Source organism: Nocardioides ureilyticus (assembly GCF_051280745.1).
Taxonomy (GTDB): Bacteria; Actinomycetota; Actinomycetes; order Propionibacteriales; family Nocardioidaceae; genus Nocardioides.
Genome location: NZ_JBNCOG010000006.1, coordinates 20,538 through 44,063 on the forward strand (window position 1 = coordinate 20,538; position 23,526 = coordinate 44,063).

A 23,526-nucleotide genomic window follows, 5' to 3' on the forward strand; every position below is an offset into this window, starting at 1 on the left:
GCGAGAACCCCGAGGAGAAACCCCCGTGCGAATCGCGCTGCTCTCCACCTCCGACACCGACCTGCTCTCGGCCCGGGCCTCCGGCGCCGACTACGTCTGGGCCAACCCGTCGCGGCCCGGGCACCAGTCCATGGCCGAGGCGATCGAGGGCGCCGACCTCGTCGTCGGCCGGGTCCTCGGCTCGCCCCAGGACCTGTGCTCCGGCTTCGCGCGGATCCGCGCCACCGGCGTACCGATGGTGGTGCTCGGCGGCGAGCAGCAGCCGAGCGCGGAGCTGATGGAGCTCTCCACCGTCCCGGTCGGCGTGGCAGCCGAGGCGCACCGGTACCTCGCCGAGGGCGGCCCGGCCAACCTCGCCCAGCTGCACGCGTTCCTCTCCGACACCGTGCTGCTCACCGGCGAGGGCTTCGAGCCGCCGGCCGTCGTGGCGCCCTGGGGGCTGGCCGAGCGTCCACTTCTCAGGGAGAACCTGCCCCGCGTCGGGATCCTCTACTACCGCGCCCACCAGGTCAGCGGGAACGCCGGCTTCGCGCACGCGCTCGCCGACGCCGTCGACGCCACCGGCCTCGCGGTCGGGGTGCCGATCTTCGCCGGCTCGCTGCGCTCCGCGCCGGACGAGCTGTACGACGCGCTCGGCACGCTCGACGCCCTCGTGGTGACCGTGCTGGCCGCCGGCGGGTCGAAGCCGGCCGCCGCGAGCGCCGGCGAGGACGACGAGGCCTGGGACGTCGCCCGGGTCGCGGCGCTCGACATCCCCGTCCTGCAGGGGCTCTGCCTGACCAGCAGCCGCGAGGAGTGGGAGGCCAACGACGACGGGGTGACCCCGCTGGACTCCGCCACCCAGGTGGCCATCCCCGAGTTCGACGGCCGGATCATCACCGCGCCGTTCTCCTTCAAGGAGATCGACGAGGACGGGCTCCCGCACTACGTCGCCGACCCGGAGCGCTGCGACCGGGTCGCGCGGATCGCGGTCAACCACGCCCGCCTGCGCCACGTCCCGCCGGCCGAGCGCCGGCTGGCGCTGATGCTCTCGGCGTACCCCACCAAGCACTCCCGCGTCGGCAACGCCGTCGGGCTCGACACCCCGGTCTCCACCATCCGGCTGCTGCGCCGGCTGCGCGACGCCGGCTACGACCTCGGTGCGCCCGGCGAGGTGCCGGGTCTCGACCTCGACGACGACACAGAGGCCGGTGACGCGCTCATCCACGCCCTCATCGCCGCCGGCGGCCAGGACGAGGAGTGGCTGACCAACGCCCAGCTCACCGACGCCCACGTCCGGATCACCCCCGAGCAGTACGCCGCGTGGACCGCCGACCTCCCCGCGGACCTGCGCGCGCAGATCACCGACGCGTGGGGCGCCGCGCCGGGCACCCTGTTCACCAACGACGCCGGCGAGATCGTGCTGGCCACCATCCGGGCCGGCAACGTCGTCCTGATGATCCAGCCGCCCCGCGGCTTCGGCGAGAACCCGGTCGCGATCTACCACGACCCCGACCTCGCCCCCTCCCACCACTACCTGGCGGCCTACCGGTGGCTCCGCGCCGACGTCGCCGAGGGCGGCTTCGGCGCGCACGCCGTGGTCCACCTCGGCAAGCACGGCTCGATGGAGTGGCTGCCCGGCAAGAACGCCGCGCTGTCGGCCTCCTGCGCGACCGACGCGGCCATCGCCGACCTGCCGCTGGTCTACCCGTTCCTGGTCAACGACCCCGGCGAGGGCGCCCAGGCCAAGCGCCGAGCGCACGCCACGATCGTCGACCACCTCATCCCGCCGATGGCGCGCGCGGAGACCTACGGCGACATCGCGCGGCTCGAGCAGCTGCTCGACGAGCACGCCAACATCGCGGCCATGGACCCGGCCAAGCTGCCGGCGGTCCGCGGCGAGATCTGGCAGCTGATGCACGCCGCGGAGATGCACCGCGACCTCGGCCTCGAGGAGCGCCCCGACGACGAGGAGTTCGACGACTTCCTGCTCCACGTCGACGGCTGGCTGTGCGAGATCAAGGACGCCCAGATCCGCGACGGCCTCCACGTCCTCGGGCAGGCGCCGGCCGGCGAGACCCGGGTCGACCTGGTCCTCGCCATCCTGCGCGCGGCCCAGGTCTTCGGCGGCCAGGCCCAGGCCGTTCCGGGCCTGCGGGCCGCCCTGGGCCTGAAGGAGGGCGAGCCGACCAGCGCCGTCGACGACGCCGAGCGCCGGGCGCGCGAGCTGGTCGCGGCGATGGACGCCGCCGGGTGGGACCCGTCCGCGGCGGCCGCCCTCCACGACGACCCCGAGGTGGTGCGGGTGCTGGAGTTCGCCGCCACCCAGGTCGTCCCCCGGCTGGCCCGCACCACGGACGAGCTCGACGCGGTGCTGCACGCCCTCGACGGCGGCTTCGTGCCCGCCGGCCCGTCCGGCTCGCCGCTGCGCGGGCTGGTCAACGTCCTGCCGACCGGCCGCAACTTCTACACCGTCGACCCCCGCGCCGTGCCGTCGCGGCTGGCCTGGCAGACCGGCCAGGCGATGGCCGACTCGCTGCTCCAGCGCTACGTCGAGGAGACCGGTGGGTTCCCCGCCTCGGTCGGCCTCAGCGTCTGGGGCACCTCGGCGATGCGGACCTCCGGTGACGACGTCGCCGAGGTGCTGGCGCTGCTCGGTGTGCGCCCGGAGTGGGACGAGGCCTCCCGCCGCGTCCGCGACCTGCACGCCGTACCCCTCGAGGAGCTGGGGCGCCCCCGCATCGACGTCACCGTGCGGATCTCCGGCTTCTTCCGCGACGCCTTCCCCCACGTCGTCGCGATGCTCGACGACGCCGTCCGCCTCGTCGCCGGCCTCGACGAGCCCGACGAGATGAACTTCGTGCGCGCCCACGCCCACGCCGACCTCGCCGAGCACGGCGACGAGCGGCGCGCGACCACCCGGATCTTCGGCTCCAAGCCGGGGTCGTACGGCGCCGGCATCCTGCAGGTCGTCGAGTCCGGCACCTGGCGCGACGACAAGGACCTGGCCGAGGTCTACACCGCCTGGGGCGGGTTCGCCTACGGCCGCGGGCTCGACGGCGTCGCCGCCGCGGACGACATGCGCACGGCCTACCGGCGGATCAAGGTGGCCGCCAAGAACGTCGACACCCGCGAGCACGACATCGCCGACTCCGACGACTACTTCCAGTACCACGGCGGGATGGTGGCCACCGTCCGCGCGCTCACCGGCGCCGACCCGAAGGCCTACGTCGGTGACTCCACCACCCCCGACGCGGTCCGCACCCGCACGCTCCAGGAGGAGACCAACCGGGTCTTCCGCGCCCGGGTGGTCAACCCGCGGTGGATCGGTGCGATGCAGCGGCACGGCTACAAGGGCGCCTTCGAGCTGGCCGCGACCGTCGACTACCTGTTCGGCTTCGACGCCACCGCCGGCGTGGTGCACGACTGGATGTACGAGTCGCTCGCCCGCGAGTACGTCCTCGACGAGACCAACCAGGACTTCATGCGCCGCTCCAACCCGTGGGCGCTGCGCGGGATCGTCGAGAAGCTGCACGAGGCGGCCGACCGCGGCCTGTGGGCCGAGCCGGACCCCGCGACCATCGCCGCGATGCAGGAGGTCTACCTCGAGCTCGAGGGTGAGCTGGAGGACCGGTGAGCCCCCGATGAGGACCGTGCGGGTCGTCGGCTTCGGCTCGGGGCCGGACCAGCTGACGGCCGAGGCGGTCGCGGCCCTGCGTGCCTCGGCCTACGTGGTCGCGGCCGACAAGGGCGGCGACAAGGGAGGCGACGCCGGCGGTGGCGACCCGCTGCTGGCGGTGCGCCGGGCCGTCTGCGAGGCCGTCGGCCTGCCGCTGGTGGCGGTGCCGGACCCCGCGCGGGACCGGCGGCCCGCCGACACGACCGCGTACGGCGACGCCGTCGCCGCCTGGCACGAGGCGCGCGTCGCGGCGTACGAGCAGGTGCTGCGCGAGCGCCCCGGCGACCCGGCGTTCCTGGTCTGGGGCGACCCGTCGCTCTACGACTCGACGCTGCGGGTGGTCGACCGGCTGAGGGACCGGCTGGCGCTGGCCGTCGAGGTGGTGCCGGGCATCGCTGCTCCCCAGCTGCTCGCCGCCCGGCACCGGATCGTCCTGCACGAGGTCGGTCGCCCGGTGCTGGTGACGACCGGCCGGCGGCTGGCGGAGGCGGTGGCCGCCGGCCACGACAACGTGGTCGTGATGCTCGACGGGCACCTCACCTGCGCCGGCCTCGGGCTCGAGGAGTGGTCGCTGTGGTGGGGGGCCAACCTCGGCACGCCGAGCGAGGAGATCGTCGCGGGGCGGCTCGGCGAGGTGCTCGACGACGTGCGCACCGCCCGCCGTCGGGCGGTGGAGGGGGCGGGCTGGGTGATGGACACCTACCTGCTGCGGGGCCCGGGCTGACCCGAGCCGGATGCGGGAACAATCGCCGACACAGATAAGTTGAGTGAAGCAGACTCAACTTGACCGGGTCGGGGCGTCGACGGGCACGATCGACGCCACCCGCCCGGGCGTACGCGGAGGAGACCTGCATGTCCCAGTTCGGTGCCGACAAGTTCACCACCCGTAGCCGCGAGGCCGTCGAGGCCGCGCAGCTCGCCGCGACGACGGCGGGCAACAGCTCCACCGAGCCCATCCACCTGCTCGTGGCCCTCCTCCTGCAGGAGGGTGGCACCGCGGCGAACCTGGTCGCCAAGGCCGGCGTCGACGTCCCGACGCTCGTCCACACCGCCGTCGCCGAGCGCGACCGGCTGCCGAAGGCCTCGGGCGCGACCGTCCAGCAACCCGCCGCGTCGGCGGCGCTCACCCGCGTGCTGGCCGGCGCCCTCGACCTCGCCCGGTCGATGAAGGACGAGTACGTCGCCACCGAGCACCTGCTGATCGCGATGGCCGGCACCGAGAGCTCGGCCCAGAAGGTGCTGGCCGACGCCGGCCTCACCGAGCAGGGGCTGCGCGAGGGGCTCACGGCCGTCCGCGGCAACCGCCGGGTGACCAGCCAGGAGGCGGAGTCGACGTACGAGGCGCTCGAGAAGTACTCCGTCGACCTCACCAAGGCAGCCGAGGAGGGCCGGCTCGACCCGGTCATCGGCCGCGACTCCGAGATCCGCCGGGTGGTGCAGGTGCTCTCCCGGCGCACCAAGAACAACCCCGTGCTGATCGGCGAGCCGGGCGTCGGCAAGACCGCCGTCGTCGAGGGCCTCGCCCAGCGCGTCGTCGCCGGCGACGTCCCGGACTCCCTCAAGGGCCGCCGCGTGCTGAGCCTCGACCTGGCCGCGATGGTGGCCGGGGCGAAGTACCGCGGCGAGTTCGAGGAGCGGCTCAAGGCCGTCCTGGAGGAGGTCAAGGACGCCGGCGGCCAGGTGATCACCTTCATCGACGAGCTGCACACGGTCGTGGGCGCGGGCGCCGGCGGCGACTCCGCGATGGACGCCGGCAACATGCTCAAGCCGATGCTGGCCCGCGGCGAGCTGCACATGATCGGTGCGACGACGCTCGACGAGTACCGCGAGCGGATCGAGAAGGACCCCGCGCTCGAGCGCCGCTTCCAGCAGGTCTTCGTCGGGGAGCCCAGCGTCGAGGACACCATCCAGATCCTCCGCGGAATCCAGGAGAAGTACGAGGCGCACCACGGCGTCCGCATCACCGACGCCGCGCTCGTCGCGGCCGCCACGCTGTCCGACCGCTACATCCCGGGCCGCCAGCTGCCCGACAAGGCGATCGACCTCGTCGACGAGGCCGCGTCGCGGCTGCGGATGGAGATCGAGTCCTCCCCGGAGGAGATCGACCAGCTCCGCCGCCTGGTCGAGCGCCTGAAGATGGAGGAGTTCGCGCTCGAGAAGGAGAGCGACGAGGCCTCGGTCGAGCGGCTCGAGCGGCTCCGCGCCGACCTGGCCGACCGCGAGGAGGAGCTCCGCGCGCTCGAGGTGCGGTGGGACCGCGAGAAGCAGTCCCTCGAGGGCGAGGGCGAGCTGCGCCGCCAGCTCGACCAGCTGCGCATCGAGGCCGAGCGGCTGCAGCGCGAGGGCGACCTGGGGCAGGCCAGCGAGATCCTCTACGGCCGCATCCCGGCCCTGGAGCGGCAGATCGAGGACGCCCAGCAGGTCGAGAAGACCACCAGCGAGCCGCTGGTGGGCGAGGAGGTCGGCGCGCAGCAGGTCGCCGACGTCGTGGAGGCGTGGACCGGCATCCCCACCGGCCGGATGCTCGAGGGCGAGACCGCCAAGCTGCTGCGGATGGAGGAGGTCATCGGGGAGCGGCTGATCGGCCAGCGCGAGGCCGTCACCGCGGTGAGCGACGCCGTACGCCGCTCGCGGGCGGGCATCGCCGACCCGAACCGCCCGACCGGCTCCTTCCTCTTCCTCGGCCCCACCGGCACGGGCAAGACCGAGCTCGCCAAGGCGCTGGCCGACTTCCTCTTCGACGACGAGCGGGCGATCGTCCGCATCGACATGAGCGAGTACTCCGAGAAGCACTCGGTGGCGCGCCTCGTGGGTGCGCCTCCCGGCTACGTCGGGTACGACGAGGGCGGCCAGCTCACCGAGGCCGTGCGCCGGCGTCCGTACTCGGTCGTCCTCCTCGACGAGGTGGAGAAGGCGCACCCCGAGGTCTTCGACATCCTGCTGCAGGTGCTCGACGACGGCCGGCTCACCGACGGGCAGGGCCGCACCGTCGACTTCCGCAACACGCTGCTCATCCTCACCAGCAACCTCGGCTCGAGCTACCTGGTCGACCCGACGCTGGACCCGGAGAAGAAGCGCGAGTCGGTGCTGGCGGTCGTCCGGGCCTCCTTCAAGCCGGAGTTCCTCAACCGGCTGGACGAGATCGTCACCTTCGAGGCGCTGTCGCTGGCCGACCTCACCCGGATCGTCGACCTGCAGCTCGGGCTCCTCGAGCAGCGGCTGGCGGTGCGGCGGGTCGCGATCGAGGTCTCCGACGCCGCGAAGACCTGGCTGGCCGAGAAGGGCTGGGACCCGGCGTACGGCGCCCGGCCGCTGCGCCGGCTGATCCAGTCGGCCATCGGCGACCCCCTGGCGCGGATGCTGATCGGGGGCGAGGTGGTCGACGGCGGGTCGGTCTCGGTGGACGTCGGCGACGAGGGGCTGCAGCTGCGTGCGGGCTGACCTGATGGAATGGGGACCATGAGCACCGAGCCCGTCCGTCCCCGCCAGGCCACCGTGGCGGCCTGGCTCATCATGGGCGGCTCGCTGTTCGTGGTCCTCACGATCTTCGAACGGGTCGCCGGGCTCACCAGCCTCGAGACCCGGCAGGCCGTCGAGGAGTTCGTCGCCAGCCCGCCCGGCGAGGGGCTGGGGATGGACACCGAGGGCGTCCTCGACCTGCTCCGGGTGCTGTCGATGGTCGCCGGCGCGTGCGCGGCGGCGTCGGCCATCCTGGGCTACCAGGTGCTCAAGCGCTCGCGCAGCGCGCGGCTGGTGCTCTCCGTCCTCGCGGTGCCGCTCTTCCTGACCGGGCTGGCCGCGGGCGGCTTCATGTCGTCGGTCGTCGCGGCCGCGGTGGCGATGCTGTGGATGCAGCCCACCCGCGCCTGGTTCGACGGCACCACCCCGCCCGAGCGCCCCGCTGCGCGCAGCTCGGCTCCCCGGCAGGACGTCGACGAGCGCCGTGCCGTGCCGGCGCCTGACGCGGGGGCACCACGGCCTTCGGGCGGCTCGGACCCCGCCGACCAGGGGCCGCGGGCCTGGCAGGGCTTCGGGTCGCCCGGTGCCGGTGCCGGTGCCGGTGCCGGCGCACCCGGCTCCGCGACCGACGTCGTCCCGGCCCCCTCGGCGGGCCACCCGGCCAGCGGCCCCGGCGCCGGCGGGTCTGCGGCGGGGCGCCGCCCGGCCGGCCTGGTCTGGGCGTGCGCGCTCACCTGGACCGCCACGGGCCTCGCGGCCGCAGGCGCCTTGATGAGCGTGCTCGTGATGCTGGTGGCGCCGGAGTTCGTGCTGGACCAGCTCCGAGCCAACCCGGACCTCGCGGACGCCGGCCTGTCCGACGACGGCGTGCGCACGACCGTGCTCGTCACCGGTGCGGCCGTGGTGCTCTGGAGCCTGCTGGCCGCCGTCCTCGCCGGCCTGGTGTGGCGGGGCGTCGCCTGGGCCCGGATCGCGCTGGTCGTCTCCGCCCTGCTGGCGGCGCTGTTCTGCGTCGTCAGCGTGCTCACCAACCCCCTCATGGTGCTGCCCTTCGCGGCCGCCGTCGCCACCGTCGTGCTCCTCAACCGGGCCGACGTCAAGGCGTTCTGCACCCGTCGCTGAGCCGGCGGCCGCCCGGCCCCGCGATCGGGCGACTCGTGGTCGGCTGGTCGTCGCGCGCCGGAAACCTCGATCTGGAACCATGCGGCGCATGAGCAACTCCCCGTGGGGCCCGCCCCCGCCGAGCCAGGACCCCTACGGCCAGCAGCCGGGCCAGCAGCCGGGCCAGCAGCCGGGCGGCCCGAACCCCTACGCGAACCCTTACTCGCAGCCGGGGCAGGCCCAGCCCGGCGCGACGGCGTACGGCGCGGGCGACGGCAGCCGCGACCCGGACCGGCGTCCGGGGACGGTGACGGCCGCGGCGATCATCACCTGGATCACCGCGGGCACGAGCGCACTGCTGCTCGGGCTGACGGCGATTGCGATGTTCGTGGCCCAGGACTCGCTGGCCGACGACATCACGCGCGAGCTGGAGACCGACCCGGCCTTCCGGGACCTCGACATGCCGACCGGCGGCGAGCTCGCCGGGATGCTCGGGGTGGGCATGGCGGTGCTCACGGTGTGGTGCCTGGTCGCTTGCGTGCTGGCCGTGATGGCGATGCGCCGCTCGAACGCGGGCCGCATCATGCTCGTGGTCAGCTCGGCGATCAGCGCCCTGCTGAGCCTGCTCGCGATCCTCTCCCTGGTCTCCGCGGTCACGCTGTTCGCCTCGATCGCGGTGATCGTGCTGCTCTTCACCGGTGGTGCGGGTGACTGGTACGCCCGCCGCTCGCCGCAGCAGCACCACCTGCCGCCGGGAACCACGCAGTACTGACAGCCATCGGTGGTCGAGCCTGTCGAGACCACGCCGCCCGATCCCGGTTCCCGGTGGTCGAGCCTCCGTCCATCGGTGGTCGAGCCTGTCGAGACCACGCACCCGGCCCTGGTCGGGTGGGCTCAGGCGCGCAGGTCGGCCCGCCGCAGCCGGTCGAGCCCCTCCTCGATGACGCCCGGCTGCTTGCAGAACGCCCAGCGGACCAGGTGCCGGCCGGCCTCGGCGTCGTCGTGGAAGGCCTGCGCGGGGATGGCCACGACCCCGGCGCGCTCGGGCAGCGCGAGGCAGAAGGCGGTGCCGTCCTCCCAGCCGTACGACGACACGTCGGTGAGCGCGAAGTAGGTCCCCTCCGGGACGCGCACCTCCATCCCGGCCTCGGCGAGGCCGGTGCAGAGCAGGTCCCGGCGCTGCTCCAGCTCGCGGGCCAGCTCGCCCGGCCACGCCGACTCCTCGTCGAGCGCGTGGGCCACCGCCGGCTGCAGCGGCGACCCCGAGGTGAAGGTCAGCCACTGCTTGGCCGACAGCAGCGCCTGCACCAGCGGCGGGGGACCGCTCGCCCAGCCGACCTTCCAGCCGGTGAAGGACCACGACTTGCCGGCGCTCGACAGGGTGAGCGTCCGCTCCCACATCCCCGGCAGCGTGGCGAGCGGGACGTGCTCGTGGCCGTAGGTGAGGTGCTCGTAGACCTCGTCGGTGATGACCACCAGGTCGTGCTCGACGGCCACCTCGGCGACCGCGGCCAGCTCCTCGCGGGTCAGCACGGTGCCGGTGGGGTTGTGCGGGGTGTTGAGCAGCAGCACACGGGTCCGCGGACCGACGGCGGCGCGCAGCTCGTCCACGTCGAGCCGGTAGTCCGGGGCGCGGAGGGTGACCGGGCGGCGTACGCCCCCGGCCATCTGGATCATCGCCAGGTAGGAGTCGTAGTACGGCTCCAGCACGACCACCTCGTCGCCCGGGTCCACGAGGCCGAGGAGCGCCGCGGCGATGCCCTCGGTGGCGCCGGTCGTCACCACGACCTCCGAGTCGGGGTCGGGCTCGAGGCCGTAGTGCCGCTGCTGGTGGCGGGCGATCGCCTGCCGCAGCTCCGGTACGCCGGGCGCCGGCGCGTACTGGTTCGCGCCGCCGCGCAGCGCCTCGACCGCCCGCTCCACGACCGACGGGGGTCCGTCGACATCCGGATAGCCCTGGCCCAGGTTCACCGAGCCGGTGCGCTGCGCGAGCGCGGACATCCGCGTGAAGATCGTGGGCGGGATGCCCTGCAGGCGGGTGGCCGTCCGGGGAGTCAGCACGCTTGCCAGGGTACGCACGGCCGTGCGCCATGATGGGCCGGTGACGACGACCGACGACGCCCTCGCCGCCGACATCGACGCCTGCTGCCGGTTGACCGGCACCTTCACGCTGCGCTCGGGCCAGGTGGCCTCGGAGTACTTCGACAAGTACCTCTTCGAGGCCGACCCGATCCTGCTGCAGCGGGTCGCGCGGGAGATGGTCCAGCTGCTGCCGCACGACACCGAGCTGCTCGGCGGGCTGGAGCTGGGTGGCGTGCCGCTGGCGACCTCGGTGAGCGGGATGACGGGCACGCCGGCGCTCTTCGTCCGCAAGAAGGCCAAGGAGTACGGCACCTGCAAGCTGGCCGAGGGCCCGGACGTGGCCGGCCGGCGGGTCACCCTGGTCGAGGACGTGATCACCACGGGCGGCGCCGTGCGCGACGCGACGCGGGCGCTCCGGGAGGCCGGTGCCGTCGTCGAGGTCGTGGTCTGCGCGATCGACCGCAGCCCGGCGGGGGAGAACCCGCTGGCCGACGTGGGCCTCGAGGTCCGGGCGGTGCTCACCAAGGCCGACCTGGACGCCGCCCGGGCAGCCACCGCGTGATCACGGCCGGCCTGATCGCCCTCGCCGCCGCGGGGACCTCCGGGGACGGCGAGGAGCTCACCGGTGTCGCCGGCTGGGCGGTCGACCTCATGGAGCGGCTCGGCGCCCCGGGTGCGGGCGTCGCCATCGCGCTCGAGAACCTCTTCCCGCCGCTGCCGAGCGAGGTGATCCTGCCGCTGGCGGGGTTCACCGCCAGCCAGGGGAGCTTCTCGCTCGCCTCGGCCCTGTTCTGGACCACGGCCGGGTCGGTGGTCGGCGCCGCCGTGCTCTACCTGCTCGGTGCCGTCGTCGGCCGGCGCAGGATGTACTGGATCTGGGAGCGGCTGCCGCTGGTCAAGCTGGAGGACCTGGAGCGGACCGAGCGGTGGTTCGACCGCCACGGCCGCAAGGCGGTCTTCTTCGGCCGGATGATCCCGATCTTCCGGAGCCTGATCTCCGTCCCGGCCGGGGTGGAGCGGATGCCGGCGTGGCAGTTCCTCGGGCTCACGCTCGCCGGGAGCGCGATCTGGAACGTCGTCTTCGTCCTCGCCGGCTACTGGCTGGGCGAGCAGTGGCACCGGGTCGAGGGGTACGCCGGCACCTTCCAGTACGTCGTCATCGCGGTCGTCGTCGGCCTCGCGTGCTGGTGGCTGGTCAACCGGGTCCGCTCGATCCGGCACCAGCGTCCCGCCGGCGGCTGACCGTCCCGAGGAGCCGTGCGGGCGCGCCACCTCGACCGTGCGGGGCTCCCACCTCGACGGTGGGGGTCAGGCGGCGTCGGTGCCCGGGGGCTCCACGGCGGGCACCACGACGGTCGCGGCGCCCATCGCCACGGCGGGCGCGCGGCGCTTGCGCCACCACTCGAACGCGATCGGCACCGCGGTGAAGGCCAGGATGACCAGGAAGATCAGGTCGATGTTGCTCTCCAGCCACGGCACGGTGTGCCCGAGGAAGTAGCCGAGGGCGGTGATGAGCAGCACCCAGGACACGCCGCCGATGAGGCTCCACACGTAGAAGCGCCGCCGCGCCATGCCCGTGATGCCGGCGACCACGGTGACGTAGGTGCGCACGAAGGCCACGAACCGCCCGATGACCAGCGCCTGGTTGCCGTGGCGGTCGAAGAACGCCTCGGTCTGGTCGAAGTGCTTGCGCCGCAGCAGCCGCCCGTCGTGCTCGCGCACCGACGGCCCCATCCGGCGGCCGATCTCGTAGCCCGTGACGTTGCCCAGCCAGGCGGCGACGACCATCAGGGTCATGGCGATGCCCAGCTCGGCCAGTCGGGTGCCCGGGAAGAGGTCGATCTGGCCGGTGGCGATGAAGATGCCCACCGCGAAGAGCAGGCTGTCGCCGGGCAGGAACGGGAAGAAGAGACCGCACTCGACGAAGATGATCAGCAGGCTGATCCAGAACAGCTCGGCGCCGAACTGCTGCAGCAGCCACGCCGGATCCAGGAGCTCTAGACCCAGCACCAGCGGCTGCAGCGTCGACACTCCTGAAGCGTAACGCCCCCGTCCGACGGTGTCGGCCCCGGCAAGAGGTGTCTTACGACCGCGCGGCCTAGGGTCGGGCCCCGTGGACGAGGACCGGCGAGCGCCGTACGACCCGATGCCGCACGGGCCGGCCGAGGTCGGCGTCGGGCCTTGGGAAGGCCCGTGGCCGACGGGAGAGCAGTACGACGAGCAGCTGCTCGCCGAGGGCGACCGCCGCAACGTCGTCGACCGCTACCGGTACTGGTCGCTGGAGGCGATCGTCGCCGACCTCGACACCCGGCGCCACGACTTCCACGTGGCGATCGAGAACTGGCAGCACGACTTCAACATCGGCACCATCGTGAGGTCGGCCAACGCGTTCCTCGCCGCCGAGGTGCACATCGTCGGCAACCGGAGGTGGAACCGGCGCGGCGCGATGGTGACCGACCGCTACCAGCACGTCCGGCACCACCCGACCGTCGACGACCTCGCGGCCCACCTGCGGGCGCTGCCCGGAGGCCCCGTGCCGCTCCTGGGCATCGACAACCTGCCGGGCTCGGCCCACCTGGAGACGATGGAGGTGCCGCGGCGGGTCTGCTTCCTCTTCGGGCAGGAGGGCCCCGGGCTGAGCGAGGCCGCCCGCGACGCCTGCGACGGGACGTTCTCGATCGCCCAGTTCGGCTCGACCCGGTCGATCAACGCCAGCGCCGCGGCGGCGATCGCCATGCACTCCTGGGTGCGCGCGCACGCCGACCTCTCCGACGAGGCCGCCTGGCGAGGGTGAGCAGCGCCCGCCGGGGCACGGTGGCCCTGGCGGACGTCGGCGGTCGGAGCCACGATGGGCGGGTGACCGAGCTGATGCTGTTCCACCACGCGCTGGGGGCCACCCCGGGCGTCCACGCCTTCGCCGACCGCCTCCGCGCCGAGCGGCACACCGTCCACGTCCCCGACCTGTTCGAGGGGCGGACCTTCGACACCGTCGAGGACGGGGTCGCCCACGTCCAGGAGGTGGGGGTCGCGACGATCCTCGAGCGGGGCCGGGCCGCGGCCGCCGGCCTCCCGGACGGCCTCGTCCACGCCGGCTTCTCGCTCGGCGTGCTGCCCGCGCAGCTGCTGGCGCAGACCCGCCCCGGCGCGCGGGGCGCGGTGCTGATGGAGGCCTGCCTGCCGCCGGCCGAGTTCGGCGGCTGGCCCGAGGGTGTCCCGGTGCAGGTCCACGGGATGATCGACGACCCCTTCTTCGCCGGCGAGGGCGACCTCGCCGCGGCCCGGGCGCTCGTGGCGACCGACGGCGTCGACGGCGAGCTCTTCACCTATCCCGGCGCCGGGCACCTCTTCGCCGACCCCGGCCTCCCGTCGTACGACGAGGACGCGGCCCGTCTGCTGACGGACCGCGTCCTCGACTTCCTCGACCGGGTCGGCTGACCCCGTCCCGGCCGCGGGGCTCAGGCCTTCCGGCGGCAGGCTCCGAGGTCGATCCTGCGCACCTGGCCACGGTCGACGAAGACCTTGGTCGTCTGCAGGACCTTGCCCCCCTTCTCGCAGGTGAGCGTGTACCGCTCCCGCTTGCCCGGCGTCCGCACGGTGACCGACTCGTGGAGCGCGAGGTCGAGGGTGTAGCTGGGGCTCACCGAGGCGAAGTTGATGACCCGCACGACGTAGGTGCCCGGAGCCGGGTCGTCGACCTGGGTGCCCTCCTTGACGCCGACGAAGTTGCCCGAGCCGCCGACCTCCTCGAGGGAGCCGTCGGCCAGCTTGCGGTAGACCTCGAGGTCCATGTCGTCCGGCGTCGGCCAGTCGAGGTCGACCTTGAAGACGTCGGCGCGGTCGTCGACGCGGTACTCGTGGTCCACGTGGCCGCCGGGCTCGATGACGCCGCCCTCGACGGTCTCCGAGCGGTAGGGCTTCTCCGAGAGCTCCCTGTAGGTGCGCTCCTCGACGGCCGGGCGCGTCGACGGGTTCACGACCCAGCGGAAGCCGCCGGAGCGGCCGACCTTGATGGTCGTCTCGACCCGGTCGCGGAACGAGCCCTCCCACGTCGGGGTCTGGAACGTCTTCGCCAGGCGGAGCGTCGCCCCGCGCGGGGCGCGCCCCTTGAGCACGCCGTGGAAGTCGGTGTCGACCGCGTGCTCGAGCGCGATGAGGTACGCCTCGCGGTTGCCGCGGCCGGCGAGCTCGCCGGCACCGACGTACTCGTCGACGACCTCGGGGAACGGCGGGTGGAACTCGTGCTCACCGATCTCGAAGGTGTAGCCGAAGCCACCGGTGGCGTTGTAGGACCAGTCCTCGGTCGTGCCGGTGGTGTCGTAGAGCTGCCAGCTGTGGATGTTGGCGTAGCCGTTCTGGCGCGCCATCCGCGCGCCCAGCTCCTCGAGGGCCTCCTCGTCCGGGGCGTCGCCGACCGGCTTGCCGTCGGGCGCGATGGTGTTCGGGTTGACCCCGTTGGGCCGCAGGACCAGGTTCGAGAACGTGTGGTTGGAGATCATCATCGTGACCTGGCGCGAAGAGATCAGGTCGCGGATGTTCTGGGTCTCCGGCTCGGAGAACGGCTCCGCGCCGCGGTAGGTCGGGTCCAGCACGCCGGCCCCCACGTCCACCGGGTCCGGCTCGCTGCCGGCCGCGCCCGGGCCGCCCCAGAGGCCGCCGTAGTTGCGGTTCAGGTCGATGCCGAAGCCGAACCCGCCGTTGCTGTTGAGGGTCAGCCGGCAGCTGCCGTCGGGGGTGTCCTGGCCGTCGACGATCCGGCAGTTCTTGCGCTTGTACGCCTGGCCCGGCGTGGCCAGGATCGACGTGGAGCCGCCGAGGGGGTCGCCGTCGTTGAGGGCGCGCAGGTCGACGTACTCGCCGTCGGTGCGGGAGAGCTCGAAGCCGTCGACGTTCACGACCGGGACGACGATGACGCGCGCCTTGCGCAGCAGCCGGGTGATCCGCTCGTCCTTGCCGTAGCCCTGGGCCAGGTCGACCGCGAACTCCATGGCCAGCTCGCCCGAGGGCCACTCACGCGCGTGGTGCAGGCCCATCAGCAGGAAGACCGGTCGGCCGGACTCGGCACGGTGGACGCCCTGGCCGATCTCGACGCCCTGGATGGTCCGGCCGTCGAGGCTGGGACGCTCGAGCTCGAAGAGCTTCACGACCTTCTTGTGCTTCTTCGCCAGCGCCGCCATGTCGGCGTTGTAGTCGGCGAGGGTGCGGTAGGTGTCGCGGCCCGACGGGAGCGGCGAGCGGGCGACGCGCGCGGCGTACTCCTCGTTGAGCTCGGCGATCTCGACGCCGCGGCGGACCAGGTCGGCGATGCGGACGTCGAAGGTGAACCGTCCGGCGACCAGGCGGGCGAGGTCGGCCGGCGTGTGCAGGACGACCTCGACGTAGTCGTGGCCGGCGTGCTCGGTGAGGTCGAGGCCGAGACCCTGCAGCCGCTGCTTGTCGGCGCGCGACGGGGTGTCGACGGTGACGAGCTGGGGCGCGAAGGCCTCCTGGACGAGCTCGTCCACCCCCGTCGCGGCGGAGGTCGGGGCCAGGGCGCCGGCGGTGAGGGCCAACGTGGTGGCGGCGAGCGCGAGGGTCGAGCGCGGGCCGCGGAGGGAGCGGGGCAGTCGCATCGTGAGGACTCCTGGTGGGTCGGTTGCCCTCCTGAACGGGGCTTTACCGTCCGGGGTCACGCCACGAGTCGTGGGTCACCCCGGGCCCTCCGGTCAGTTGCCCTGCAGGACGTCGCGCACGACGCGTCGGTGGACCAGCTCGATCACCGTCTCTCGGGCGGGGAGGTCCGCCAGCAGGTACGCGGCGCCGACGAGGCCGTCGGGGTCCAGCCGGACCTCTTGCTCCACCCGGCAGGCGGTCCCGCCCTCGGGGCGGACGGTCGTGGTCAGGGTCACCCGGCCCGGCGAGCGCAGGTCGGCGACGAGCACCAGCCGTCGCGGCCCGTCCCCGGGCTCGTCGGTGACGTCCCAGACCCGCCAGAAGCCGACGGTGTCGCCGCGGACGAGGAGCGGCCGGTCCGGCACCCGCCAGCGGCGGCCGCCGCCGCCGACCAGCCGGTCGAGCAGGCCCCGGACGACGAGCGGCGGCGCGTCGACGTACCAGCGCCGTCCCTCCAGCGCTGAGGCCACGACCGACCAGGCGTGGTCGGCGGGCACGGGGACGGTGCTCGCCCGGCGGGACGAGCGCAACAAGGTGCGGCGGCGCATGCCACGCCGGTAGCCACTAGGGTGCCCAAGGAATCCCACGCAGGGAATCCTGCCCGTCTTCACGAGGAGTCCGAAGTGCCCATCGCCACCCCCGAGAAGTACGCCGAGATGCTCGACACGGCCAAGCAGAATGCCTTCGCGTTCCCGGCGATCAACGTGTCGTCCTCGCAGACCCTCAACGCCGCCCTCAAGGGCTTCGCCGACGCGGGGTCCGACGGCATCATCCAGGTCTCCACGGGCGGTGCCGAGTACCTCTCCGGACCGTCGGTCAAGGACATGGTCACCGGCTCGGTCGCGTTCGCGAAGTACGCGGCCGAGGTGGCGAAGAACTACCCGGTCAACATCGCGCTGCACACCGACCACTGCCCGAAGGAGAAGCTGGACGGGTTCGTCCGACCGCTGCTGGAGCTCTCTCGCGAGCGCGTCGGCCGCGGTGAGGCGCCGCTGTTCCAGTCGCACATGTGGGACGGCTCGGCCGTGCCGCTCGAGGAGAACCTCACCATCGCCTCCGAGCTGCTCGAGAAGTGCATCGAGGCGAAGATCATCCTCGAGATCGAGGTGGGTGTCGTCGGCGGCGAGGAGGACGGTGTCGCCCACGAGATCAACGACAAGCTCTACTCCACCCCTGCCGACGCGATCGCGACGGCGAAGGCGCTCGGGTACGGCGAGCGCGGCTACTACATGACCGCGCTGACCTTCGGCAACGTGCACGGCGTCTACAAGCCCGGCAACGTCAAGCTCCGGCCCGAGGTGCTCAAGGAGGCCCAGGAGGCGGTGGTCGGCGAGTTCGGCCTCGAGGCCGGCGCCAAGCCGTTCCACCTCGTCTTCCACGGCGGCTCCGGCTCCTCGGCCGAGGAGATCGCCGCGGCGGTCGACTACGGCGTGGTGAAGATGAACGTCGACACCGACACCCAGTACGCCTTCACCCGCCCGGTGGCGGCGCACATGTTCCAGAACTACGACGGCGTGCTGAAGGTCGACGGCGAGGTCGGCAACAAGAAGACCTACGACCCGCGCGCCTGGGGCAAGGCCGCCGAGGCCGGCATGGCCGCCCGCGTCGTCGAGGCCTGCGAGCACCTCCGCTCGGCCGGCAAGTCCCTCGGCTGACCGACCCCGGCGCAGGAGTCCCCGGTCAACCGGGGACTCCCGCACCTCGGGAACCGCCGAAGCCCGCGTGCCGCGGCCGCTCGAAGCAGAGTGCGGCGGCGAGCCCCACCAGGAGCACGGCGGCGGGCAGCAGCATCGAGGCCGCCATCGCGTCGCTGAAGGCCTGGGCGGCCGGCGCGGGGAGCACACCGACACCCGAGGCGCCGGCCTCGCCACCGCCGTACGCCGGAAGCCCCTCGGCCGCGAGCCGGGCGTCCATGAGCACGGCGATCGATGCCGCGCCGAGGACCGCGCCGACCTGCCGGGTGGCGTTGTAGACGCCAGCGCCGGCCCCGGCTTGCCGCAGGGGGAGGTTGCGGGTGGCCGTCGTGGAGTTCGGTGCCCAGACGCACGCGTTGCCGATGCCGAGCAGGAGCATCGGCGGCACCAGCCAGAAGATGGAGCCGTCGGGCTCCATGGCCGCGGCGAGCCAGACCAGCGATCCGACGATCGCGGAGAAGCCGAAGCCGGTGAGCGCCCGAGGGTGGACCCGGTCACTGAGCCCGCCGACCGGCCTGGCCAGGGCGATCGTCATCACGGCCATGGGGACGAGCAGCAGCGCGGACCGGGTCGGGCTGAGGTCGCGGACCACCTGCGCCCAGATCATCAAGGGGATCGCCATGGCGGTGATGGCGAAGCCCATCGTCGTGATGGCGATGTTCGCCAGGGAGAAGTTCCGATCGGCGAAGAGGGCGAGCGGGACGAGGGGCTCGTGGCGGTTCCGTGCCTGCCAGGCGACGAAGAGGACCAGGACGGCGAGGCCGCCGGCGATCATCGCCCACACCAGGAGGCCCCACTCGAGCTCGTGGCCCTCCTGGACGCCGAAGACGAGCAGGAACATGCCGACGCCGCTCAGGGCGACCCCCGGCCAGTCGAACCGGTGCGCATGGGTCTCCAGTCGAGGCACCAGCCGGAGGGCGAGCACGAAGGCCAGCGCGCCCACCGGGACGTTGATGAAGAAGATCCACTCCCAGCCCAGCCAGTCGACCAGCACGCCGCCGAGGATGGGGCCGACCAGCGTGGCCACGCCTGCGGTGGCACCCCACAGCGCCATCGCCCGGCCCCGTCGGTGCGCCGGGAAGATCCGGGTGATGATCGCCATCGTCTGCGGCGTGATGAGGGCGGCGCCGAGGCCCTGCACGACCCGGGCCGCCACCAGCCCCTCGATGGAGTCGGTGAGGCCGCACCACAGCGAGGCCAGCGTGAAGATCGTGAGCCCCGCGAGGTACATGCGACGCGGGCCGAACCGGTCACCGAGCCGGCCGGTGATCAGCACCGGGACGGCGTAGGCCAGGAGGTAGGCGCTGGTCACCCAGACGACCGCGTTCACGTCCGCCTGCAGGTCGACGATGAGGGCCGGCGTCGCGACCGAGACGATCGTGGAGTCGACCAGGATCATGAAGAAGCCGAGGCAGAGCGCGAGCAGCGCCGGCCAGGGGTCCTTCTCGTCGGTGGCGGGAGCCGGTGCGGCGGAGGCGGGGGACGTCACGGCAGAAGTGAACCGGCAGGCGTGGACAATGCTTCCCATGACCTCTCCGATCGGACGTGACCTGATGGCGGGCCCGCCGCCGACCCACCTGCCCCCGGACCCGGCGAGCGAGTCGCTCGCCAACGGCGAGCAGCCGGTCGACGTCGTCCGCCGCTTCCCGGCCTCGCCGGTCGCCTGGTTGTCCCTCGCCTCGCTGGCCGCTGCGGAGGACGCCGACCCGGTGACGGTCTACGCCTACGCCCGGGTCGGCTACCACCGCAGCCTCGACCTGCTGCGGCGCAACGGTTGGAAGGGCCACGGCCCGGTCCCGTGGGAGCACGAGCCGAACCGCGGCTTCCTCGGCTGCCTGGCGCTGCTGGCGCGCGCCGCTCGCCAGATCGGCGAGACCGAGGAGTGGGAGCGCTGCCGCGACTTCCTGCGCGACTCCTCGCCGACGGCGTACGACGAGCTGCTCGGCGACGCCTGAGCCCGGCGCCGGTCGGTCACGGCTGGGAGCGCGCCAGCCGCACCAGCGCGGCGGCCGCGCCCTCGGGCCGCCGCGCCGGGAGCCAGACCGCTCGGAGGGCCCGGCCGAGGTCCAGGCCGTCGACCGGCACGGCCACGAGCGCGCCGGTGGCCAGCTCGGCGGCGACCGCCAGCTCGCTCAGCACGGCCGGGGCGCCGCCCTCCGCGGCGGCGGCCTTGACCGCCGCCGTGCTGGCCAGCTCGAGGCGCTGCTCGCCGAGGGCGTGACCGGCCAGGTCGAGCGCCCGCACCAGCGTCTCCCGGGTCCCCGACCCGGCTTCGCGGAGGACCAGGTCGCCGGCGACCAGCTCGGCCGGCGTGACCGGCGTACGGCGGCGCGACCACGGGTGCGAGCGGCCGACCACGACCAGCAGCCGGTCGTGGGCGACGACCGTCGAGGCCACCGACCGCGGCACGGTCGGCGACTCCACGAAGCCCAGCGGGACTCGCCCGGACTGGACCCGGGCGAGGACGTGGTGGGAGTTGCCCACGTCGAGGCTGACGTGGAGGTCGGGGTGCTGCAGCCGGAAGCGGGCCAGCCAGCGCGGAGCCAGGTGCTCGGCGACGGTCAGGCTGCTCGCGACCGTCAGGTGCGCCTTGCGCTGCGCGGCCAGGGACCGCGCGCCGAGCACGACCCGCTCCACCGCCCCGAGCACCTCGCGGGCCCAGGTCACCACCACCTCGCCCTCCGTGGTGAGCCGCGACCCCGCGGGCGTGCGCACCAGCAGGACCAGGTCGAGCTGCCGCTCCAGCTTGGCGAGCAGCCGGCTCGCGTTCGGCTGCGCCATGCCCACCTGCCGGGCCGCCGCCCCGACCGACCCGCTCTCGGCGACGCGCACCAGCAGGTCGAGGCCGGCAAGGTCGGGTGTGCTCATGCGTCGAGCGTATGACCTGGGTGCCGCCCATATCAACGGCGCATGGCCTCAGGCCTGATCGACGGCTACCGTCCGCGCCGCTCGCCGGCCACGCTGGAGGCATGCTCGAGACGCGCCTGCCCGCACCGGCCCGGCTGTCGCCGCTCCCCGGCCTCGCGCTGGCCGGGGCCGCCGCCGGCGTCGCGCTCGCGGTGCAGGCTTGGCTGCCGGTGCTGGGCGCCACGCTCGTCGCCGTGGCGCTCGGCTTCGCGGCCGCGGCGTCCGGGCGCCTGCCCGACGAGGCGCGGCCGGGGCTCAGGGTGGCCGCCCGGCAGGTGCTCCGGGTCGGTGTCGCCCTGCTGGGCCTCCAGCTGGTCGTCTCCGACGTGGTCGGCCTCGGCTGGCGGGTGCTGCTCGTCGTGGCCGCCGTGGTGGTGCTCGGCATCCTCGGGACGCTGCTCGCCGCACGCCGGCTCGGGGTGCCCGAGGAGCAGGCCCTGCTGGTCGCCTGCGGGTTCTCCATCTGCGGGGCCGCGGCCGTCGCCGCCCTCGACGGGGTACGCCGCAACCGGGCCGAGGACGTCGCCCGGGTGGTGGCCCTGGTGGTCGTCTGCGGGAGCGTCGCGATGCTCCTCGTCCCCCTGCTGGCCGCGGCGCTCGGCCTGCCCCGCGCCGCCGCCGGTGCCTGGGCCGGGGCCTCGGTGCACGAGGTCGGCCAGGTCGTGGTGGCCGGCGGCCTCCTCGGCGGGGCGGCGCTCCAGGTGGCGGTCGCGGTGAAGCTGGGCCGGGTGCTGCTGCTCGCGCCGGTCCTGGCAGTGGTGGCCGCACGCAGCCGCGGCGCGGCCGCAGACGGCGCCCGGCCGCCGCTGGTGCCGGCGTTCGTGCTGGCCTTCGTGGTGCTCGTCCTGCTCGCCTCGACCGGCCTGGTGCCGGAGCCCGTCCTGGCGGCCGCCGGGCACGTGCAGGCCGGCGCCCTGGCCGCGGCGATGTTCGCGCTGGGGTGCGCCCTCGACCCGGCCGCGCTGGGGCGGACCGGCCGCCCGCTGGTCCGCCTCGCCGCCGCCGCCACGGCGTTGGTCACCGCCCTGGGCCTGCCGGCCGCCTACGTCGTCGGCTGAGGGTCTCGACAAGCTCGACCGACGGGCAGCGGCTCGACCGGCGGTCAGCGGCTCGACCGGCGGGCAGCGGCTCGACCGGCGGGCAGCGGCTCGACCGGCGGTCAGCGCGGCGCGGTGAGCAGGTGCCGGACGCGCTCGGCGCCCAGCGCCACGAAGAGCGTGGGCAACCGCGGGCCCCGCTCGGCGTCGACGAGCAGCTGGTAGAGCAGGCGGAAGAACTGCTTCTGGTCCGCCTTCACCTCGTCGGTCGGCGCGTCGTCCAGGGCAAGCCCGCGGGCGAGCTTCGGGACGCCGTAGACGAGCGCGGTCGTCCCCTCGGCCTCCAGCTCGTCGGGCAGCCGGTCGAGGAGCTCCCCGAGCCAACGCTGCTCCTCGGGCGCGAGCGCGGCAAGCCGCTCGGCGTCGGGCTCCTCGCGGACGGTGGTGCGGTCCTCCGGCGCGACGAACTCGGCGGTCCAGGTCATGGCCCGGTCGAGCCGCGGCTGGAGGTCGTCGACCGAGCCGTGCGCGTGGCCGGCGTTGCCGATGATCCCCGAGATGAGCTCCGCGCTGCCGGCGGTCACGTCGGCGACCGACGCGAGCAGGCGGAAGGGCACCACGACCCGCGGGGTCGGCAGCGTGCCCACCGCCGCGGTGGACGACGCCCGCTCGAAGGCCAGCACCTGGGCGTCCCGCTTGGCGGGGTCGCCGGCCTTGCGTCCCAGGCTGTCCCACTCGTCGTACAGGCGGACCACCTCGGGGCCGAAGTCGATGGTGAAGGCCTGCTTCGGCTGCCGCCGGGCGTAGAGCCAGCGCAGGATCGGTGCTTCGAGGACCCGCAGGGCGTCGGCTGCGGTGGGCACACCACCGGCCGACGACGACATCTTCTGCATGCCGGCGAAGCCCACGAAGGCGTAGGCGACGTAGGACGGGGCGCGGAACCCGAAGACCCGCTTCACCAGCTCCTTGCCGACCGTGTACGACGAGCCGGGCGTCGAGTGGTCGAGGCCGCCGGGCTCGAAGTCGACGCCCTCGACCGACCAGCGCATCGGCCAGTCGACCTTCCACACGAGCTTGCCCTCGTGCTGCGTGGCGACGTTCGTCGTGCCGGTGAACCCGCACGAGGAGCAGGTGTAGGCCAGGTCGGTGGTGTCGTCGTCGTACGCCGTGACCTCGACGGTGTCGCGCCCGCACTGGCGGCAGTAGGGCTTGTAGGGGAAGCGGGCGAGGTCGCCGGTGCCGGCCGGCTGCTCGCCGTCGTCGTCGGCGACGGAGTCCTCGAGGGCGGCCGCCTCCTGCTCGTTCTCGGCGACCGGCTCGGCCTTCTTGGTGCGGTACTTGGCCAGCACCTCCTCCACCGTGCCGCGCGAGCGGATCGCGTGGAGGACCTGCTCGGTGTAGGCGCCGGCGCGGTACTGCTCGGACTGCGACACCTCCTCCATCTCGACGCCCATCTCGGCGAGCGCGGCGCGCAGCGGCGCCTTGAAGTGCTCGGCCCACGACTCGTGGCACTCCCACGGGTCGGGGACGGCGGTGAGCGGGCGGCCGATGTGCTCGGCCCACGAGGGGTCGACGCCGGCGGGGACCTTGCGGAACCGGTCGTAGTCGTCCCAGCTGTGCAGGTGGCGCACCGCCAGGCCCCGACGGCGGATCTCCTCGGCGACGAGGTGCGGGGTGAGGAACTCGCGCAGGTTGCCCAGGTGGATCGGGCCGGACGGGCTGGCACCGGAGGCGCAGGTGATCACGCGCTCGGACGCGGGCACGCCGGCCGCCTCGGCGTTCGCCTCGGCGTGGCGGATCGCGTCGTCCGCGGCGCGGGTGACCCAGTCGACCGGCTCCTTGCCCTGCCGGGCCGATCCCGGGGCCGATCCCTGGGCTGGGCCGTCGGGCCGGTTGCCGCCTCGCGCCACTGCTGCTCCTGCACGTCGTTCGGGTGTCT

Annotated in this window: 19 protein-coding genes; 12 read left to right on the forward strand and 7 right to left on the reverse strand. The window is 73.8% G+C overall.

All coding sequences use genetic code 11. The annotated features are described in order from the left end of the window. Nucleotides 1-25: 25 nt before the first annotated feature. From cobN to ACSMHG_RS04825, 5 genes are all read left to right on the forward strand, one after another. Nucleotides 26-3,616, forward strand: a complete 3,591-nt coding sequence (cobN, locus tag ACSMHG_RS04805) for a cobaltochelatase subunit CobN (protein WP_435742286.1) — start codon at nt 26-28, stop codon at nt 3,614-3,616. 7 nt (nt 3,617-3,623) lie between these two features. After that, nucleotides 3,624-4,382: a precorrin-6A synthase (deacetylating) gene (gene cobF, locus ACSMHG_RS04810; protein ID WP_435742288.1), complete on the forward strand. Its 759-nt coding sequence runs from the start codon at nt 3,624-3,626 to the stop codon at nt 4,380-4,382. 128 nt (nt 4,383-4,510) lie between these two features. Beyond that, entirely contained in the window at nt 4,511-7,099 is a 2,589-nt protein-coding gene (clpB, locus tag ACSMHG_RS04815; RefSeq protein ID WP_435742289.1) for an ATP-dependent chaperone ClpB, read from the forward strand. An 18-nt stretch (nt 7,100-7,117) separates the two neighbouring features. Then, complete coding sequence (locus tag ACSMHG_RS04820) at nt 7,118-8,239, forward strand: hypothetical protein (protein ID WP_435742290.1); 1,122 nt, start codon at nt 7,118-7,120, stop codon at nt 8,237-8,239. Nucleotides 8,240-8,327: 88 nt separating this feature from the next. After that, on the forward strand, nt 8,328-8,990 hold the full coding sequence (locus ACSMHG_RS04825; RefSeq protein ID WP_435742291.1) for a hypothetical protein: 663 nt from the start codon (nt 8,328-8,330) through the stop codon (nt 8,988-8,990). A gap of 122 nt (nt 8,991-9,112) precedes the next feature. Here ACSMHG_RS04825 and ACSMHG_RS04830 read toward each other — a convergent pair whose 3' ends face one another. After that, the gene (locus ACSMHG_RS04830; RefSeq protein WP_435742292.1) at nt 9,113-10,279 is read right to left on the reverse strand and encodes a pyridoxal phosphate-dependent aminotransferase; all 1,167 of its coding nucleotides are present in this window, start codon (nt 10,277-10,279) and stop codon (nt 9,113-9,115) included. A 40-nt stretch (nt 10,280-10,319) separates the two neighbouring features. Between ACSMHG_RS04830 and pyrE the strand changes: the two genes are divergently transcribed. Both pyrE and ACSMHG_RS04840 read left to right on the forward strand, forming a co-directional pair. Continuing rightward, a complete protein-coding gene (gene pyrE / locus ACSMHG_RS04835; protein ID WP_435742293.1) occupies nt 10,320-10,862 on the forward strand; it encodes an orotate phosphoribosyltransferase in 543 nt (180 codons plus the stop codon). Then, nucleotides 10,859-11,542, forward strand: coding sequence for a DedA family protein (locus ACSMHG_RS04840; protein ID WP_435742294.1), 684 nt, complete (start codon nt 10,859-10,861; stop codon nt 11,540-11,542). Before pyrE ends, ACSMHG_RS04840 begins: the two co-directional genes overlap by 4 nt. Before the next feature lie 66 nt (nt 11,543-11,608). On the opposite strand, the gene ACSMHG_RS04845 is transcribed toward ACSMHG_RS04840, so the two are convergent. After that, nucleotides 11,609-12,331, reverse strand: coding sequence for a DedA family protein (locus ACSMHG_RS04845; RefSeq protein ID WP_435742295.1), 723 nt, complete (start codon nt 12,329-12,331; stop codon nt 11,609-11,611). 115 nt (nt 12,332-12,446) lie between these two features. Between ACSMHG_RS04845 and ACSMHG_RS04850 the strand changes: the two genes are divergently transcribed. Together ACSMHG_RS04850 and ACSMHG_RS04855 are read left to right on the forward strand one after the other, a co-directional pair. Next, nucleotides 12,447-13,094, forward strand: coding sequence for a TrmH family RNA methyltransferase (locus tag ACSMHG_RS04850; protein WP_435742406.1), 648 nt, complete (start codon nt 12,447-12,449; stop codon nt 13,092-13,094). Nucleotides 13,095-13,156: 62 nt separating this feature from the next. Then, nucleotides 13,157-13,735, forward strand: a complete 579-nt coding sequence (locus tag ACSMHG_RS04855) for a dienelactone hydrolase family protein (RefSeq protein ID WP_435742296.1) — start codon at nt 13,157-13,159, stop codon at nt 13,733-13,735. A 20-nt stretch (nt 13,736-13,755) separates the two neighbouring features. Here ACSMHG_RS04855 and ACSMHG_RS04860 read toward each other — a convergent pair whose 3' ends face one another. Next, nucleotides 13,756-15,909, reverse strand: a complete 2,154-nt coding sequence (locus ACSMHG_RS04860; protein ID WP_435742297.1) for a M14 family zinc carboxypeptidase — start codon at nt 15,907-15,909, stop codon at nt 13,756-13,758. A 93-nt stretch (nt 15,910-16,002) separates the two neighbouring features. Next, nucleotides 16,003-16,497: a DUF2867 domain-containing protein gene (locus ACSMHG_RS04865; RefSeq protein WP_435742298.1), complete on the reverse strand. Its 495-nt coding sequence runs from the start codon at nt 16,495-16,497 to the stop codon at nt 16,003-16,005. A gap of 75 nt (nt 16,498-16,572) precedes the next feature. Here ACSMHG_RS04865 and fbaA point away from each other — a divergent pair, with 75 nt between their 5' ends. Further along, a complete protein-coding gene (gene fbaA, locus ACSMHG_RS04870) occupies nt 16,573-17,604 on the forward strand; it encodes a class II fructose-bisphosphate aldolase (RefSeq protein ID WP_435742299.1) in 1,032 nt (343 codons plus the stop codon). 25 nt (nt 17,605-17,629) lie between these two features. Here fbaA and ACSMHG_RS04875 read toward each other — a convergent pair whose 3' ends face one another. Next, nucleotides 17,630-19,132 (reverse strand): DHA2 family efflux MFS transporter permease subunit, encoded by a 1,503-nt coding sequence (locus tag ACSMHG_RS04875; RefSeq protein ID WP_435742300.1) that lies wholly within the window; start codon nt 19,130-19,132, stop codon nt 17,630-17,632. Between the two features lie 37 nt (nt 19,133-19,169). Between ACSMHG_RS04875 and ACSMHG_RS04880 the strand changes: the two genes are divergently transcribed. After that, the gene (locus ACSMHG_RS04880) at nt 19,170-19,598 is read left to right on the forward strand and encodes a DUF3151 domain-containing protein (protein ID WP_435742301.1); all 429 of its coding nucleotides are present in this window, start codon (nt 19,170-19,172) and stop codon (nt 19,596-19,598) included. 16 nt (nt 19,599-19,614) lie between these two features. Here ACSMHG_RS04880 and ACSMHG_RS04885 read toward each other — a convergent pair whose 3' ends face one another. Next, nucleotides 19,615-20,511: a LysR substrate-binding domain-containing protein gene (locus ACSMHG_RS04885; protein ID WP_435742302.1), complete on the reverse strand. Its 897-nt coding sequence runs from the start codon at nt 20,509-20,511 to the stop codon at nt 19,615-19,617. A 101-nt stretch (nt 20,512-20,612) separates the two neighbouring features. Between ACSMHG_RS04885 and ACSMHG_RS04890 the strand changes: the two genes are divergently transcribed. After that, nucleotides 20,613-21,608, forward strand: a complete 996-nt coding sequence (locus tag ACSMHG_RS04890) for a putative sulfate exporter family transporter (RefSeq protein WP_435742303.1) — start codon at nt 20,613-20,615, stop codon at nt 21,606-21,608. Nucleotides 21,609-21,709: 101 nt separating this feature from the next. On the opposite strand, the gene lysS is transcribed toward ACSMHG_RS04890, so the two are convergent. Next, complete coding sequence (gene lysS / locus ACSMHG_RS04895) at nt 21,710-23,497, reverse strand: lysine--tRNA ligase (RefSeq protein WP_435742304.1); 1,788 nt, start codon at nt 23,495-23,497, stop codon at nt 21,710-21,712. Nucleotides 23,498-23,526: the final 29 nt, after the last annotated feature.